This is a genomic window from Paenibacillus sp. FJAT-27812 (assembly GCF_001273905.1).
GTDB lineage: Bacteria > Bacillota > Bacilli > Paenibacillales > Paenibacillaceae > Pristimantibacillus.
In genome coordinates this window covers 1919043-1935420 of record NZ_LIGH01000001.1, presented here as the reverse complement: position 1 = coordinate 1935420, position 16378 = coordinate 1919043, and the positions used below count along the sequence as shown (strand labels likewise).

The window sequence follows — 16378 nt, the reverse complement described above, 5'->3', positions numbered from 1 at the left end:
GCAGTGAGGATCAATAAGTTTATTAGCGAGACGGGTTATTGCTCAAGACGCGAAGCGGATAAGCTGGTAGACAGCGGACGAGTGACCATTAATGGCGTTTTGGCGCAGCTTGGAAGCAAGGCAGAGCTGGGTGATGATGTGCGAGTTGACGGCAGCCGAATTGGCGAGCAGAAGCGCCATGTGTACATAGCGCTCAATAAGCCTGTTGGCATAACAAGTACGACAGAGCTTCATATTAAAGGCAATATAGTCGACTTTGTCGGCCACACGGAGCGTATTTTCCCGATTGGCAGGCTGGATAAGGACTCGGAGGGCTTGATTCTTCTGACGAACGATGGAGATATCGTAAATCCGATTCTTCGCTCGGAAGGCAAGCATGAGAAGGAATATTTGGTCACGGTGGATAAGCCGTGCACGGAAGCTTTTTTGCAAGGCATGGCCAGCGGCGTTCATATTTTGGGAAGCATGACGCTGCCTTGCGTCGTTACGCGAGTGACGGACCGCGTATTCCGAATCATTTTGACGGAGGGGCGCAATCGTCAAATTCGCAGAATGTGCGAAGCGTTCGGCTATCATGTGAGAAGGCTCCAGCGCCAGCGGATCATGAACATTCATCTCGGCGGGCTGCAGGTTGGCAAGTGGAGAGATTTGACGGAATCCGAGAAGGCCGCGCTATTTGAAACGCTAAGCTATGAACCGGTATAGAGCCCAGCGAAGATAAGTGAAAACCCCCTGAATCACACGCTTCAAGCGAGTGGACTCAGGGGGTTCTTTTGTTTGCTTATTTCACGGTTAGGTTTTGTGCGTTTGTGGCGTCCGTGTAGGTGTGGATAATCGAAACCTCGACACGGCGGTTTTTGGCTTTGCCGGCTGTCGTTTTGTTATCGGCTACCGGGCGATATTCGCCATAGCCGATAGCGCTGAAGCGCTCTGGCTTCAATTGTTTGTTTTCGAGCAAAATATCCATGAAACGAATGGCCCGCATCGAGCTTAGATCCCAGTTCGATTTGAAGAATACAGTCGAGATGGGAGTTGTGTCCGTATGACCGGAGACGATGACCTCGTAATCTGGATACTGCTGCAGCATTTTGCCGATTGCGATGGCGAGCTCCTTCGATTCGGGCTTGACGGTTGCTTGCGCCGGGGCAAACAACGCGTTGTCGCTAATCGTAATCATGAGCTGGGACAGATTAAGCTTCGTCTCAAGATCGGTCGTAAGGCCGTTTTTCTCGATATAAGCATCAACCTTCTTCTTGAGATCCTCAAGATCCTTCTGCTCCTGCTTCATAAGCTCTTCGCGAGCCTTCTCTTCGTCAGTCTGATCTTTGCTTTTATCCTTGTTATCGATCATGCCGCCTTTTTCATCCTGCTTCTTGCCGTCATCCTCGCCGCTCTTGACGATGGCCGTTTCGGTTAGAATGCCGCTGCCTGTGCTGAGCGCAACGCTAAACGCCTTGGACATTTCTTCAAATTTCTTCACGTCTACGGAGTTCATGGAATACAACACTATAAAGAGCGCTAGCAGCAGGGTGAGCAAATCGGCGTAAGGAATGAGCCAGGATTCATCAACATGCTCCTCGTGTTCTTCGTGTCTATGCTTTCTGCTCAACGGCGCCTTCCTCCTTCTCCCTCATCTTCAATCTTTCTGTAGGTGTAAGGAAAACAGACAGCTTCTGATTAATCGCGATGGTCGAAACGCCGGATTGAATGGATAGAAGGCCTTCAACCATCATAAGGCGGATTTGAATTTCTTTCTTAGACATGCGCTTCAGCTTGTTGGAAATCGGATGCCAGAGCACGTAACCGGTGAAGATACCTAGCAGGGTAGCGATAAATGCGCCGGCAATCGCGTGAGCCAGCTTCCCCATATCACTCATATCCGCAAGTGCGGCGATCAAGCCGACAACCGCGCCTAGCACCCCAAGAGTAGGAGCATAAGTACCAGCTTGCGTGAAAATAAGCGCACCGGCTTTGTGCCGATCCTCGGTCGCAGCGATATCCTCAAGCAATACGTCGCGTACAAAGTCTTGGTCGTTGCCGTCAATAATCATGCGCATGCCGTTGCGAAGGAACGTATCTTCAATTTCATCGACCTTAGCTTCAAGCGCAAGCAAGCCTTCGCGGCGTGTAATCGAAGCCCATTCCATGAAACGCTGAATCAATTCATCGCGCTGCGGAAGCTTTTGCTCCGTGAATACCATTTTGAACAGCTTGCCGACCTTGGAGAGCTCGGACATGGGAAAGGCTATCATAACAGAGGCTACCGTTCCCAAAATAATGATCATATAAGCAGCAGGATTCAAAAGTGATGACAGGTGTGCTCCTTTTAAGACCATCCCTCCGAGTACAGCGACTAAACCTAGAATAAGACCGATAATTGTTGAATTTTTCATCATACACCCCGTCCAAATCATTTTCGACATTTCTCTACTTCTACTATTATCGTCAAATGGGTATTCTGAAGTTAGAGTAAAAGGAAGGATTTGAAGGCGAACCCGTTAAAATTTGATAAAATGCGGTAGAATAGTAGAGAGATGTGTACAAAAATTGACTATGACAAAGGTGGTATATCCAAATGGGCGTTAGACATGCAAGAGAATACGCAGATATATTGAAGGATTTGACAACAGCGGTGGCTGAAATTGAAGGAAGCTATACTTTTTTTGAAATGGAGCCGGATGAATGGGCAGTGCTGCCTGTCGAGGATCGGCTGGAGGTAATGGAAGCGTTAGCTGACGATGTTTTCTTTGGACTCGGGGAGGACCCTGTTATCGAGGTAGGCAGCGGTGTCATTACGTACAATAACAAACATCACATTATTGAAGTGTCGCAGGATGATAAAGTCACTCAAATTATTAGATTGATATAAAATTCGACACTTTACCGCTTGGTGGGCAGAGTCGCTGTCGGATCTTTACAATTTATGTCGATTACATTACAATATTATTCAGTGTATGACAGATAATTTAACGTATAGTTGACATAGAGGAGACCGCTATGAGTGAGTGCCCATCTTCGTTGCAGCTTCCGGAAGCGCTTTGCTTGAACGGTGAAACGCTTGCCGCTTTCTATCAGCCCATTATAGCGATGGATACAAGGCGAATTATAGGTTATGAGGTGCTGGGCCGCGCAGTTGCAGTTATGGGCGATTCCGTACGCAGCCTCGGGCCTTTTTTCTGCGATGAGCAGGTGCCGGAAGACGACCATATCGTTGTGGACCGGCTGCTGCGCGAGCAGGCATTCGTTAAGCTTTCGGCGATGGACGAACAGCCGATGCTGTTCATTAATTTGAAGCCGTCTTGGATTTATCGCTATGAGGAGAAGGGCGAGCTTTATACGCTTTCGCTGCTTGATAAATACGGCATTGATCCGAAGCGCATTGTAATCGAAATCACCGAGGAAAGCTTTCACGGCTCGATGGAGAGGCTGCGTGAGGTTGTGGATATCTACCGCGCGCGAGGCTGCTTAATCGCAATCGATGATGTAGGCAGCGGCTTCAGCAGCACCGACCGCATTGCGCATATTCAGCCTAATCTGCTCAAGATCGACATCCATATGATCAAGAAGAGCGCGACGCATGACGGTTATTTTGGCGTACTGCGCTCCTTCTCCGATCTGGCGGAGCAAATCGGGGCGTCGCTGCTCGTCGAAGGAGTAGAGACACGCGAGGATTTGGCTCGATCGATTCAGGCCGGCGCTCGATATGTGCAGGGCTTTATGTTCGCAAGAGCAGAGCCGGAGTTCCGCGAGCCTGCATGCTTTGCGACAATTATTGAAGCGGAGCTTGAGCAGCATTTGCTGCATTACGTAGGGGCCGAGCGATATTGGCTGCGAAAGTCCGAGCAGCTCGCGGAGCAGCTGGTTGAGCTTGTGAATAATGCAAATGTGCCCGAACAGAAGGATGAATGGATCGAGCTGCTTTTGCATGAGCTTTATGACCATTGCATTCGTGTTTATTTGTGCAATGAGGACGGAATTCAGCTGTCCTCCAATTATTACCGCGATCCGGACAAGGGTTGGCGGCGGGAGGAGCAGTACCGCGGCGCGAATTGGAGCTGGCGGCCTTACTTTGTTCCTAATCTCGTTCAGCTGAACGAGAAACGTCGTGCGATCGTGTCCCGCGCGTATACAGATCTGGATTCTCATGCTTGGATTCGAACCGTTTCGGTGCTCGTTGCGCCCGGACTTATTTTATTTATGGATTTGAAGGATACGGAGCGGGGAGCCCAGAAGCTTTAGTCGTCTATAGGCTCGCCCAGCACCATGCAATGGCATTCCGCAAAGCCTGTAGGCGTCGAACGTGAATAAGTATCCGTAATGCGGAAGCCGGCGCGTTCGTAAGCTCTTGCTGCGCGGGTGTTCCAAGCAAGCACCTCTAGGTCAATTTCATTTTGCGGAGCGCGCCGCCGTGCTTCTGAGACGATCAGTCTCGTGAAGCCCGGCCCAAGGCCATGGCCGCAGAGGTCGGGCCGCAGGCCGAGCCCAAGCCGCGTAACCCCTGTTAGAGGGAAGAACTGAGCAAAACCAATCAGCTTCTGCTGACTGTTGAGAACTGCCGCATATTGCGCTGTACGAAGGACGGGATCGCCAAATTCGATTCCGTCTTTTTTCATTTGCTCCCAGGATGGCCAATTATAAATATCGTATGGCGCTTCATAAATCCAGCTGCATATCTCTTCGGCGTGATTCGTTTCGAGCGGGCGTATGGTCATTTCAAGTGGATCTCGTTTATAATGAATGGAGCTTTGTTTATTCGTCATAGGGTTGTCGCCTCCGATCGAGAAATTCGCTTAAAGATAAGAATGAATGAAACAAATTTATTATAGCAGATCGACGCAGCTTGAACGTGCGTATATAAGGAGAACCATAAGCATGAAGAAGTTACTTTGGCTTGGCTGCTTGTCCTACTTAATTATTGGCGTTGCCCATGTCGTGGGCGGGACTATTTTGGAACAGCTCATCGCTCATTATGGCTTAACCTATAAAGACGGCGGGCAATGGATCATGAATCAATTTCTTGGATTTCTGGTCGGTGTGCTGCTCGCGCCGTCCATCACGACCAGAATCGGGAAAAGGGGCGCTGTACTGCTCGCAATCGGTATATTGACCCTTAGCGAGGCGGCTTACAGCCTCTTGCTTCCTTGGGGGTGGATGCTCGCGATTGCTCCGTTTGCAGGCGTTGGCTTCGGTATGACGGAGGCTGTAGTGGGTGCGATGATCATCGACCTGGCTAAGAACGGCAAAGCCTCTGCCATGAGCCGGCTGGAAACCTTTTTTGGCGTCGGTGCGCTGTTGATTCCGATGGCGGCCGCTTACTTGATTCAGCAGCATGTATGGCAGATTTCCTTCCCTATATTAGCTGCGATGGCGGGCATCACATTTGTTCTGTGGCTGACCATGTCGTTCGGAGAGCTGGATGATCAGCTAGCCTATAACCCGCGAACGACGCCTGCGGCAGGGGATACGAACGATGCTGCAAATTCGGTTGCTGCGGCTTCAGAATCATCTGCTTTTTTTGGTTATCCGCGCAAAGCGCTTCCGTTTCTGCTGTTATCAGCGTTGTTTTTTATGATTTATGTCGGGATGGAGATGAGCTTCTCCAACTATTTGCCATCGATTCTAGTCGTCCGCTCAGATGTAGGAGAATCCAGTGCAGCCGCCGCGCTCAGCCTGTTCTGGGGAACGATGGTGCTTGGCCGCCTATTTGCGGGCGTGCTGGCCGATCGTATGGGATACTCGCGTTATCTGCTTATCGCTACGCTGGGAGCATCGGTTGTTTTTGTGTTTATGGCGATCATGGGACAGCTCAGCTGGATGCTGGCTTTAGTCGCGCTAAGCGGCCTGTTCTTCTCCGGCATCTTCGGCATCGCGCTTGTGTATGCCAATGAGCTCATTCCGGGAATGACCGAGCGGACAACAAGCTTGCTGGTCGCATGCGGCGGGCTTGGCGGGGCTATTTTTCCGAGAGTGACGGGCTGGTTTATGGATCAGTTTAACGTCCAGTCCACGCTTTGGTATATAAGCATTCTGGTTTTGTTGATGCTGCTTCTGCTCACGGCAATGCTCGTACTGGGAAGAAGAGAGGCGCAGCGCGCAGTTCGTTAATTTATCCTTTAAAAATATAAAAAAGCCTCCACGTTCGCTGTTTCAAAGCGGCGGTGGAGGTTTATTTATTGTTACATACAGAAAAAGGAAGGCTTAGCCGCATTCCTAACGGAACCTGAATCGGATAGATCAAGCGCCAGCTATTTGAGGATAGTCTTGTACACTTCAATGGCCCGCGCGCGCGACGCTTTTAGATCCACGATAGCGCCGCTTTGCGGCTGATGGATCTCCTTGTCCGATAGATGGGCGAGGTGAGGGAGCCAGCGCCGGATATAGCTGCCGCTGGGATCATGGGTGCGCGACTGCGTCTCGGGATTCATGATGCGGAAGTAAGGCGCTGCATCATAGCCGAGCGAAGAGCACCACAGCCAGCCCCCGCGGTTAAGCGTATTGTCATAATCGCTTAAGTGAAGACGGAAGTACTGCTCCCCGAGCGTGAACGGGCACAGCAGGTTTTTCGTTAAAAACATAGCTGTCACCATTCGAAGCCGATTGGGCAGCTCTCCCGTGCGGTTCAGCTGCGTCATGGCTGCGTCGATGATCGGGATGCCGGTGGCAGCCGTAGACCAAGCTTCCAGATGGGCATCCGACAACGGGGACAAATCCACCAACTGCTCGTAACGGAAAAAATCTTCGTGGTACATGGCTTGGTACAAGTAGAAATCACGCCATGCAAGCTGGCGGATCCATGCCTCGGCGCCGGGCAGGCCCTGCGTCAGCTCGTACGACTGCCGTGCTGAGATGGCGCCGGTGTTCAAGAAGCGAGCGAGCCTGCTTGTATGTTCCTCAGCGTAAAGGTCACGGCTATCTGCATAGGAGGCAAGGCGCTCGCGTATAAATCGGTCCAGCTTGGCCGATGATTTCTGCGAGCCTTCAACCTTGGTGCCGCCAAGCGCATGGGAAATGGATTCCGGCAGCGCGAATTGCTGAGCGACCACGCTGTTTATTTCACTTAAGGTCGAGAGCTCCTCAATCGTCGTCTCGCCCATCGGGCTGTAGTGCTGAAGCATATAGCTGCTCCACATGCGATAGAAGGGCGTAAATACCTTGTAAGGTTCTTCTAAACGCCGAGCAAACGAAGGAAATGCTTCCAAATCGGCAAGCGGTGCGTCAGCAATCGGCATCCAGCGGCGGTCTAAGCCGCGGACAGTCCGCTGAAGCCGTTCATCTCGCTGCCGGGAGTATGGCGTATAGTCGGCATGGACGATGACCTCATCTATCGGATGCGCTTCTAGGAGCGCTTCGGTAATCAGAGCGGGATCGCCATGCAGCACATGCAGCTCCTTCCCCGCTTTTGAATAGCTGTGGAGCAGGGAGGCGGCTTGCGCCATGAAATTACGGCCGCTGTGGCTGCTTAGCCTGCCGCCGTCCGTTAAAACAGGATCTATGATTAGCAAATGAATGCCCTGCGTGTCTTTTTTGCTCAAATAATCAAATGCGCGCAAATCTTCCGTGCGCAAATCCTTGCGATGAATAAACAAATACATATGAGACTGCTCCTTTCCTATTGCGGCGGAATAACAGCAAAGCCGCAGGTCATTTGTCGCTTGAGGACAAACAACTGCGGCTTTGCTGAATGAGCCTACCCTGCAACTCTCGAAAACGAGAGGGATTAGGTTACTCTATTGTCCGTCGGCATATGCCTGGAAAGAATCCGCATCCATGACACGACGTGCAGTTACAAAACGATTTTCATAATAAGAGGAGTTAAGTTTGTCTGTCACAACGCCTCTGCTAGAAGACGAATGCGCGAACTTGCCATCTCCTATGTAAATGCCAACGTGGGATACCGTGCTGTTGTTTCCGCCGACAGTGTCGAAGAATACAAGGTCTCCCGGAATAAGGTCCTCTTTAGCAACCTTTTCTCCCGCTTTTGCTTGCGAACCGGATGTGCGTGGAAGCTCGATGCCCATTTTTTCGAACACATAGCTCGTAAAGCCGGAGCAATCAAAGCCTTTCGACGACGTTCCGCCGCTTTTGTACGGAGTACCAATAAGATCATTGATGAAGCCGTTTAGTTTTGAGTCTGCGAAAGCGCTCCCAGCCTGGAAAGCGAGTACGAGAACGAGACCCAGTAGTAATGCGGTAACCTTTTTCAATTGTGAAACTCCTTCCAATGCCGACGAGGTTAGCTGTGGGGTTCGGTTGAAGGCTCCCTATGACTCCTCAGGCGCTGACAAAATGTCAGACGTCGGAATCAATTCACCCAGAGTGGTTCCCCCGTTTTCCAATAGGAAATTAGGCCGTTTTTTATTGCTCTTGAGAATTATTCGATTATTTTCATTGATCTCCTGCCTTTACTGACTATTTCTAATAATTCTCATGTAACCTTTTGACTATTTGATTCGTTTAACCGTTTTTTGTGTAATATAAACGCTCATTAGTAGTTCTTTTTAACTAAATGCAAGGACTCAATTTCATTAATTATGTGGATGGCGCGTAAAATATACCGATTTGTCCCCTTGGTATCATGGCTTTTAGACTAGTGAAAGGGCAAAAAAACGGCGGTGCAGCAGTATTTTGCGAACGAATATTAAAAAACTCTCATGTAGGCAAATTACGATTTGCGAAAAGAAAAATAGGAGCCGTCCTCCAAGATGTGCAATCTTGAAAGACGACTCCTTCTATATAAGGACGTGCTATTATTTTGCGGTAATGATTTTTTCGGAGATCAGCTGTGCGTCCTCGTTCTTTTGCTCCATCCAGAACCGCAGCTTGTATTTGCCTGCGAATTTAAAGTCATAGGAGACAAGCTTCGAGCTGAACCAGAACGTATCCTTTTCGACGAATTCCTTGAAATCATCATCGGACTGGCTTCGGCCGTCAATGGTTGTTTCTTTATCATTCGGATCAACGATAGTGACCTTGAATTCAGAGATGGCAACGTTTAAATTATCGATTTGAGCTTGCACCAAAAATTTCTGAACCGTCCCTTTGTCCACCTGTCCGAACATCGTGCGCTTCTCATTCATCAAAAACATATGTACGTTAGGCTTCTGGATAACCAGCTTCTTCTCGCTGCCCTTCCACTGCGTAAAAGCCTGCAGGGAATCGCTTAGCGCGCGAATATTGATATACACCTTATCATCAACTAATAAACCGTCTTCTATGGTTTGCTTATTATTAAAAAGCAGCGTTACTTTTTGAAACAATTTGTCGGCTGCAACCAATGAACCGCCCGATAAGAGCAATACCATGGACAATAAAATCAGTTTTTTACGCATCATTTATGTGTATCCCCCATTGTTCATTTACTTTCATTTATATATACAGAAATACCATGATTTAGTTGCGGTCTATTTCGAAATAAAAAAGCCTTCGCATCCACAACGGCTTGTGGATGCGAAGGCTTCTTCACGTTAGGTTTGTTTCGTCTGCAGATAATCGTACTGCGCCGCTATGGTCCATACCTTCATTAGTGTTTTGATAAGGTAATAGCCTTGGTGAAGGATCAAGGCGAACAAGCCTGCCCATACCATCGATATGCTGGTAACCACAAGCCCGGCGGCGGCTCCAATTCCCCACATGATGAGTGAGATGGCTGCGTAGGAGAGGAAGTTGCGGAGAGCCTTCCATAAGGACCGGAAGACGCCTTCGCCTGATGTGGCGCCGATTTGCATGGCTAGAAACAGCAGATGCAGCACCGTACCCCACAGCAGCCATAGCCCGGCGCCAGGAAGCACCGTTCCAAGCAGGTCTGGAATGGAGCTGCTCTGCAGCAGCGCATCGAGACCGCGCGGGAGCAGCCACCATGCAGGAGCCAGCGATAAGACGCTTTCTATCCAGTAGAGCAGGACAACGGGCTTCCAGTTTTTGCGAATGCCTTCTAGAAACCGCGTTCCTCCGGCCAATCTTGTCTGATTCATCGAGTAGAACAATCCGGCGTTGAACAAGGGTGTAAGCAGCATTCTCAGGAGCATAAGGCTGCCAAGCGTCCATACGTACGGAGTAATCAGATCGGTTTTGAACAGCTGGAACTGGGCTTCAGTCAGGAAGAGATGGGCAGCGGCCTCAGAGGGATAGGCGCTCGGATATCGCCGCAGCAGCGGCGTTACGACCGAATCAATGAAGCGGTAGAGGAAAAACCCCCACAGCAGCTGATATAAGAATAATAAAATAACGAGATAGAAGTGCTTAACCGCGAGTTGCCAGCCTTGCTTCACATGTATCTTCATCGTTAATCGCTCCTTGAACGCAATTACTTACCAGCTTAGCGACCCGAGCAGCCCTTCGAGCAGTTTGACGACGCCAATGCTCCACCTCGTGCGCTTATCCTCCGGCAGCTGAGCCTGCATATAGTTGTTGATGAGTTTGTTGTCGAGAACGTTGCTGTGACCCGGATCGACCATCGCCCATTTGAGCGGCGCGGAATGCAGCTGCGTGTATTGGATGTGGGACTCCTCGGCATTCCAAAGCTTCACGATTTTGGTGCCGTCTGTGAACTGCAAAACGACCTTGATCTCGCCATTGCTGCCGCCGTTCTTTTTGACGAGCACGACAGACTCGTACATGTTGGCGCCATCTTGCTTAACCGGACGGACGTGAATCGATTCAACCGAGAAATCGGCCATCTGGTTGTCATATACATATTGGCTGAAATAATCATGCCATTTCGTCTTTGTCACCGACTCAACCACACGCTGGAAATCCGCTGAGGAGGGGTGCTTGAACTTGTATTTTTGAAAATAGGTCCTTAAAATCTTTTGCATCGTTCTGGAGCCCACTTGGTTCTCGATGCCGATAAGTACGAGCTTCGCTCTCATATATACGTTCTCGGCGTATTGCGTATGGCTGCCGTATGCCCAGGACGGCTGTTTGAGCGGCGCGGGGTTGGTCATATAGCTGGACTCAACGGGCAGGTTCGCTTCCACGCCGTACGCGGTCTCCATCACCTTGTCCTCGGCGTAGGATGTAAAGCCCTCGTCCAGCCAAGCCTCCTCAAATTCATTGGAGGCCACCATGCCGTACCAATATTGGTGACCAATCTCGTGCACGACCGTTCGCTCCAGATCGTAGCCGGGATTTTCGCTCTCGGCTGAAAATGCGGTCACGAGCGTAGGATACTCCATGCCGCCGGCGCCATTTGCCCCTTTTGGAGGCACGACGATCGACAGCGTGCTGTAAGGGTATTCCCCATACCATTTGGCGTAGCTTGCGAGTGCGGATTTGGCGGCATGCATGTAGCGATCCTTCAGGGCGGCATGGGATGGATCGAGATAAAGCTTAATCCGAACACCGGGAATGCCCGTATCGGAGTAGGCGGTTTCCTCATAGACGAAGTCCGGCGACGCCGACCAAGCAAAGTCATGAACGTCATCGGCATAAAATTGGTAGATTTTCATCTGGTCCTTGATCTCAATGGCCTTCGTCTGGAAGCCGGTTGCCGCAACCGTGTACGCTTCAGGCACTTTAATCCGGACGCTGTATATGCCAAAGTCGCTGTAAAATTCAGAGTTTCCATGGTACTGATGGACGTTCCAGCCTTCGGCTGTTCGCCCTCTTGTGCCGGCTGTTTCGTAAACGGCGATTTTCGGGAACCATTGCCCCGCCATTACAAAATTGCCGGAGTAGCCCATCCTTGCGAATACCTCTGGCAGCTTCACCTCATACCCCATGCGCAGCGTAACGGATTTGCCCGGGGCAACCGGCTCCGGCAGACGTATTTTGGCGAGGGTAAAATCGTTCGCGTTGCCGTCGTCGGGCTGTACGTATTGCAGACGCGGCAGGAGGCTCTCGCCGTTAAGCGTTTCTAGCGTAAGCAGCTTCATATAGCCTTGGCTGTTCGTGGTTGCTTTGTCCTGGCGCAGCTTGCCGCCGGATTCCTTCATAAACGTAGATTTGTCTGAGTTGAAGGCGTTCGGGTAAAGATTGAAATAGAGCTCGGACACTGTTTTTTTGCCGGGATTGGTCCAGGTAACCGTCTGGTCGCCATTTAAACCTTTTGCATCATCAAGCAAATGAACGTTGATATGGTACTCAACGACACGTTTGCTAAGCGCTTCCGGTTTAGGTGTCATGACCGTATTTGGCTCCTGTACAAGCGGCGGCTTGGCCGAATTTTGAACAGGGGCTTGTGCTTGCTTGGCTATGGCGGCGGGGGCGAAAGCATAAGTATATTGGGATTGCCAAGCAGTCCCGAAGCCTTGCTGCACAGACAAGCCGAGCAGCACAGCTGCGAGTATTACGAATAAAATTTGTTTGAAATAGCGTGGAGTCATTGAACGTTTCCCTCCCGTTGACAAGCATCTACAGCATGTATATGTTTGCTTTTCAAGGATTATTAGCTAAAATGGAATTATTGTATTGGGGAAGGTGTGAATCCGTATGACGGAAGAACAAGGGCAACCGGTCGAACCGGAAAAGAAGGAAAAGAAATCACTGTCGCTCAACGTAGTGAGCAGCAAAAAACATAAAGGTTTTGGAGCAGGCACGATCGATTTGAGCGCGGTAGCTTGCGTAATTATTGACGATGGCGTCGCTTATATCGATGTTGGCGCCATGCATGCGAAGAGCAAAGTAGAACGCGGCATTAAGTTTACGCCGAATAAAGAGGATACGCCGAACGGACGCCAGTGCTGGATCGTATGGGTGGCGGTCGACCGCAATGAGGAAGGCTCTTATTATGCGGGCGCGACGGCATGTGAGATGCTGATCGACTCCGAGGCACGCCGCGGGTGGAAGATCTTGCCTGATCACGTAAACAAGCTGGATCAAGCGCTTAAACGGAAATATAATTTGGGCGAGCTTGGCGGTGTCGAGAAAGCGGCGCTTCGCAAGCTGCTTGTAGAGCATAACCTGGAGTGGTGGGACCGTTCTCCGGAAGAGCTTAAGCAAGATTTGAACGTATAACGGCGGGCCTTGACGGCATTTGCATAGGCAAAAAATGGATGAGAACCTCATCGTTCGTAAAGCTACTCTTGCGAACCGTGAGGTTTTTCCGCGTTGTTAAAGGCAATCTAGAAATAAATAAAAGTTTTTTGGCAGCATGTGCAGGGTATGGGCGAGTGCCTAACGTCTATTGGTTTGGAAGGAGGGGAGCGACATTCAAGACGAGGATTGGATCAGAACGGTACAAAAGGGCGGGCCCGAGCATTATGGCCCTTTCGTGCAGGCATATGGTCCTTATATATATAGAACGGTCTTCGCAGTGCTTCATTCACCGCATGACGCGGAGGATGTAACGCAGGAAGTGCTGCTGCAAATTTATCGCTCCCTTCCTAGCTGTCGATTGGATGGGCTCAAGACATGGATTACCCGCATTGCCGTCAATCGAGCGATTGATTTCAGACGAAGCAAAGCTCGCAGGCCGGAAGAGCTGATTGATAGCGAAGAGATGTCGGACAAGCTGCAAGAGGACGCAGCTTCGGCGCCGGCTGCCGAGCAGCTCGCTATCGAGCAAGAGGATCGGCAGCAGGTTCGCGATCGGGTGGAGGAAATGCCGGACAATTATCGTGAGGTCGTAACCGCTTATTATATGGAAGACAAGTCCTATGAACAAATTGCGGCGGAGACTGGACTGGAGCTCAAAAGCGTAGAGTCGAGGCTTTACCGGGCAAGAAGCTGGATGAGGCGCCATTGGCGGAAGGAGGATTTCGAATGAGGATGGAGCATATATCGCCGGATCAAATGTTTTGCTATGTACATGACGCCCTGCAAGAGGATGAGCGGATGCAGGTGGAGCAGCATCTGACTGCTTGCGATTCTTGCTTGCAGCTATTTATAGCTATCATGGAATCAACCGAGAATGAAGCAATTCTTTCGCCGCCGGATATGGAGCTAATGGAGCAGCGCGTGGTGGCGCAGTTGGTAAACGAGCAATTGCTTCATAGCGATCAGACGGAACAATCGCCTAAGACGGGCGAGGAGAAGCGGAAGCCACGTCGACTTCATCACTGGCTTCAGCACCCGGCGACGCATTATACGATTGCGGCTTCGATTACGCTGCTGCTGCTCGCTAGCGGCACCTTTGCCTCCTTCTCTCAGAAGCTGGCGCAGCTGGACGTCAATTTGAATGTAAATATGGATGATCAGCCAGTCCAACCGCCGAAGCAGCCTGGCTCAAGGGATAAGCAAACGGAGTCCTGGTCGGACAAAATCGTCGATCAGACGGGCTTATGGCTGGATGGACTGCAAGCGACCCGTTATAAATAAGTTGAAATGATAATAAGGAAAGGAAGGAATCAGCAATGAGAAAAAGCCCCTTAACGGCGTTTTTACTTTCGTTTATACCCGGCGTAGGGCATGGCTATATTGGCCGTCCGATACGCGCCGTATTGTATGGAGGAGCGTTCTTCGGTCCTATAGGCTTGCTTCTTCTAATGGCGATTACAAACTCAGGCATAGATGACGGGTTTGGTTTTTTCCTGGTGTTTGTAGCGATTTTGAGCGGGATCATTAATATGATTGATATGATCTTCACTCTACTTCTCGGAAGAGGACCGCTGGGCGGCCAGCCAAGCCACCATACCCCTCCCTATGATCCTTATGCCGAGCATGTTGCTGGTTATGTGCAGGTGGATCTGGAATATCAGCGTGAGAAGACGCGCACGATTATACTCTCCTTTATTCCGGGTCTTGGACATATGAACATCGGGCTTATGCAGCGCGGCATTACGTTTATGATCTCGTTCATTGGCTGGTTTGCGATTATCGTCTTCTTGAGCATGATCACGCATAGAAGCGAGCTGCTTGTTTTCTTGCTGGCGCTGCCCGTTATATGGGTATACAGCATGTTTGACGCGATCGGCAAGCTGCATGCCAAGCAGCGCGGGGAAATTCTTGTTGACCGAGCGATATTCGAGGATATGGAATCGTATATCTCCTCCGGCCGCAAAAGCAAGGTGCTGGCTATTGCCTTGTCGATTTTTCCAGGCGCCGGCCATCTCTATTTGGGCTTGCAGAAGCGGGGGCTTCAGCTCATGGGCGGCTTCCTCATCGCCATTTATATTATGGACAATATGCGCTTGTCGCTTTTCTTCTTCCTTCTTCCGCTGTTCTGGTGCTTTGCGTTCTTTGATGCGCTGCAGCAGACGTCGCGCTACGAGCGCCAGACGCTCGTCGATGAGCCGGTGCTGACGCAGCTTGTGCCTTATCAGCGCTGGTTCGGCATTGCGCTGCTAGGCTTCGGCGTGTACTATTTGTTTGATCGTGTAGCTTTAGAGGTAACTTACCGCATTTCAGCGGAGATGTACTCGCATTACAAGCAGCTCAAATATATGGTTCCGACGGCTGTCGTTGCGTTCATCATGATTATAATCGGCCAGCGTCTAGCATTTGGAAGCAACAAACCGACTCATGCAGGCAAAGGCGCTCCGCCTGCAATTCCTACGTCTTTGAGCAAGCGAGAGGAGGAGTCGCGGTGAGCACGGCTAACCTAACCGAACACGCGGTTCAAGCGCCAGCTGGCATCCGTACTTGGCGCGTAGGCTCGTTGTCGATGGGCGTGACGTTGATGCTCATGGGCACTGCGCTGGCGGTCTCCCTGTGGCAGGACATCGAAACCTATGAAATGCTGATGTGGGTTGCGCCGATTGTTTTTATTATGCTGGGAGCGGAGCTGCTGCTCTATCTGAAATTTTCCAGCAGTGAGCGGGCAATCGTGCGTTATGACTGGATGAGCGTCTTTTTTGTTGGGGTGATCGGAGTAGCAAGCCTTGGGCTCTCCTTGCTGATGTCGTCAGGCTTGTTCGATGAGCTGCAGAGGGAATTGAAAATGACGCAGCGATCGGTTTTTGTTGATGTGAAAGCGGTAACCGTACCTGTGGAGATTAATAAGATCGTCGTGCATTCGCTTGGCAATATTGAGCTTGGAGAGACCGATACGCGTGAGGTGAAGCTGTTTGGACAGGTGCGTTACTGGTCTCCCGATAAGCTTGAGCGTTTGGATGACAACATGCTGCAAACCAATATCGTTGGCAAAACCATGTATGTAATGATCGGGTCTATTGATCGCCGGGAAGGCGGCTTCGCCTCTGACACGATTAACCCGGAGCTGACGCTGATCGTGCCCAAAGGCGTCGAGCTTGTGCAGCGGGAACGGTAACCATACGAATAAAGAGCAGCCTGAACCTGAACAGCACCCCGTCAAGTAGACAGTACAAATAATAAAAACAGTTAAGCGGCCTTACTCCTGAATTCCATAGGACTGAGGCCGTTTAATTTTGCTTGTAATCGTTCGTTATTGTAAAAATAGATGTAGGCTTCGATGTCTCTCTTAAGGTCCGCAAAGGTTTCGTACGTGTGTAAATAATACTTCTCACATTTTAGAGTTCCC

The 16378-nt window shown here is 50.4% G+C and carries 18 protein-coding genes and 1 riboswitch; of the genes, 9 read left to right on the top strand and 9 right to left on the bottom strand.

The window, feature by feature from the left end:
- Nucleotides 1-3 precede the first annotated feature (3 nt).
- Entirely contained in the window at nucleotides 4-705 is a 702-nt protein-coding gene (gene rluF, locus ADU23_RS08250; RefSeq protein ID WP_053373298.1) for a 23S rRNA pseudouridine(2604) synthase RluF, read from the top strand.
- 76 nt (nucleotides 706-781) lie between these two features.
- On the opposite strand, the gene ADU23_RS08245 is transcribed toward rluF, so the two are convergent.
- Complete coding sequence (locus ADU23_RS08245) at nucleotides 782-1609, bottom strand: flagellar motor protein MotB (RefSeq protein ID WP_053373297.1); 828 nt, start codon at nucleotides 1607-1609, stop codon at nucleotides 782-784.
- Nucleotides 1593-2393, bottom strand: coding sequence for a flagellar motor stator protein MotA (gene motA / locus ADU23_RS08240; RefSeq protein WP_053377534.1), 801 nt, complete (start codon nucleotides 2391-2393; stop codon nucleotides 1593-1595). Before motA ends, ADU23_RS08245 begins: the two co-directional genes overlap by 17 nt.
- Nucleotides 2394-2575: 182 nt before the next feature.
- Here motA and ADU23_RS08235 point away from each other — a divergent pair, with 182 nt between their 5' ends.
- Nucleotides 2576-2869: a hypothetical protein gene (locus ADU23_RS08235; protein ID WP_053373296.1), complete on the top strand. Its 294-nt coding sequence runs from the start codon at nucleotides 2576-2578 to the stop codon at nucleotides 2867-2869.
- 128 nt (nucleotides 2870-2997) lie between these two features.
- Nucleotides 2998-4239 carry an EAL domain-containing protein gene (locus ADU23_RS08230; RefSeq protein ID WP_053373295.1) on the top strand — a complete coding sequence of 414 codons (1242 nt, stop codon included), beginning with the start codon at nucleotides 2998-3000 and terminating at the stop codon, nucleotides 4237-4239.
- Here the strand turns inward: ADU23_RS08230 and ADU23_RS08225 are convergent.
- Nucleotides 4236-4760, bottom strand: a complete 525-nt coding sequence (locus tag ADU23_RS08225; RefSeq protein ID WP_053373294.1) for a GNAT family N-acetyltransferase — start codon at nucleotides 4758-4760, stop codon at nucleotides 4236-4238. The genes ADU23_RS08230 and ADU23_RS08225 overlap by 4 nt on opposite strands.
- A gap of 112 nt (nucleotides 4761-4872) precedes the next feature.
- Here ADU23_RS08225 and ADU23_RS08220 point away from each other — a divergent pair, with 112 nt between their 5' ends.
- Entirely contained in the window at nucleotides 4873-6105 is a 1233-nt protein-coding gene (locus tag ADU23_RS08220) for an MFS transporter (protein ID WP_053373293.1), read from the top strand.
- Nucleotides 6106-6245: 140 nt separating this feature from the next.
- Here the strand turns inward: ADU23_RS08220 and ADU23_RS08215 are convergent, their stop codons facing one another.
- The 5 genes from ADU23_RS08215 to ADU23_RS08195 form a co-directional block, all read right to left on the bottom strand.
- A complete protein-coding gene (locus tag ADU23_RS08215) occupies nucleotides 6246-7592 on the bottom strand; it encodes a cryptochrome/photolyase family protein (RefSeq protein ID WP_053373292.1) in 1347 nt (448 codons plus the stop codon).
- Between the two features lie 135 nt (nucleotides 7593-7727).
- A complete protein-coding gene (locus ADU23_RS08210; protein ID WP_053373291.1) occupies nucleotides 7728-8204 on the bottom strand; it encodes a C40 family peptidase in 477 nt (158 codons plus the stop codon).
- A gap of 3 nt (nucleotides 8205-8207) precedes the next feature.
- Nucleotides 8208-8360: riboswitch (cyclic di-AMP (ydaO/yuaA leader) on the bottom strand.
- Between the two features lie 387 nt (nucleotides 8361-8747).
- Nucleotides 8748-9332, bottom strand: a complete 585-nt coding sequence (locus tag ADU23_RS08205; protein WP_053373290.1) for a hypothetical protein — start codon at nucleotides 9330-9332, stop codon at nucleotides 8748-8750.
- 132 nt (nucleotides 9333-9464) lie between these two features.
- Nucleotides 9465-10280: a hypothetical protein gene (locus ADU23_RS08200; protein WP_053373289.1), complete on the bottom strand. Its 816-nt coding sequence runs from the start codon at nucleotides 10278-10280 to the stop codon at nucleotides 9465-9467.
- Nucleotides 10281-10307: 27 nt separating this feature from the next.
- Nucleotides 10308-12323, bottom strand: coding sequence for a M1 family metallopeptidase (locus ADU23_RS08195; protein WP_053373288.1), 2016 nt, complete (start codon nucleotides 12321-12323; stop codon nucleotides 10308-10310).
- 106 nt (nucleotides 12324-12429) lie between these two features.
- Here ADU23_RS08195 and ADU23_RS08190 point away from each other — a divergent pair, with 106 nt between their 5' ends.
- From ADU23_RS08190 to ADU23_RS08170, 5 genes are all read left to right on the top strand, one after another.
- A complete protein-coding gene (locus ADU23_RS08190; RefSeq protein WP_053373287.1) occupies nucleotides 12430-12954 on the top strand; it encodes a YwhD family protein in 525 nt (174 codons plus the stop codon).
- A gap of 169 nt (nucleotides 12955-13123) precedes the next feature.
- On the top strand, nucleotides 13124-13705 hold the full coding sequence (locus ADU23_RS08185; protein WP_231637339.1) for an RNA polymerase sigma factor: 582 nt from the start codon (nucleotides 13124-13126) through the stop codon (nucleotides 13703-13705).
- The gene (locus tag ADU23_RS08180; protein WP_053373286.1) at nucleotides 13702-14256 is read left to right on the top strand and encodes a zf-HC2 domain-containing protein; all 555 of its coding nucleotides are present in this window, start codon (nucleotides 13702-13704) and stop codon (nucleotides 14254-14256) included. The genes ADU23_RS08185 and ADU23_RS08180 overlap by 4 nt, the downstream gene beginning before the upstream one ends.
- 35 nt (nucleotides 14257-14291) lie before the next feature.
- Nucleotides 14292-15467, top strand: a complete 1176-nt coding sequence (locus ADU23_RS08175) for a hypothetical protein (RefSeq protein ID WP_053373285.1) — start codon at nucleotides 14292-14294, stop codon at nucleotides 15465-15467.
- Complete coding sequence (locus ADU23_RS08170; RefSeq protein WP_053373284.1) at nucleotides 15464-16147, top strand: hypothetical protein; 684 nt, start codon at nucleotides 15464-15466, stop codon at nucleotides 16145-16147. Before ADU23_RS08175 ends, ADU23_RS08170 begins: the two co-directional genes overlap by 4 nt.
- A 71-nt stretch (nucleotides 16148-16218) precedes the next feature.
- Here ADU23_RS08170 and ADU23_RS34200 read toward each other — a convergent pair.
- On the bottom strand, nucleotides 16219-16378 hold a 160-nt coding region (locus ADU23_RS34200; RefSeq protein ID WP_157266109.1), incomplete at its 5' end, for an IS3 family transposase.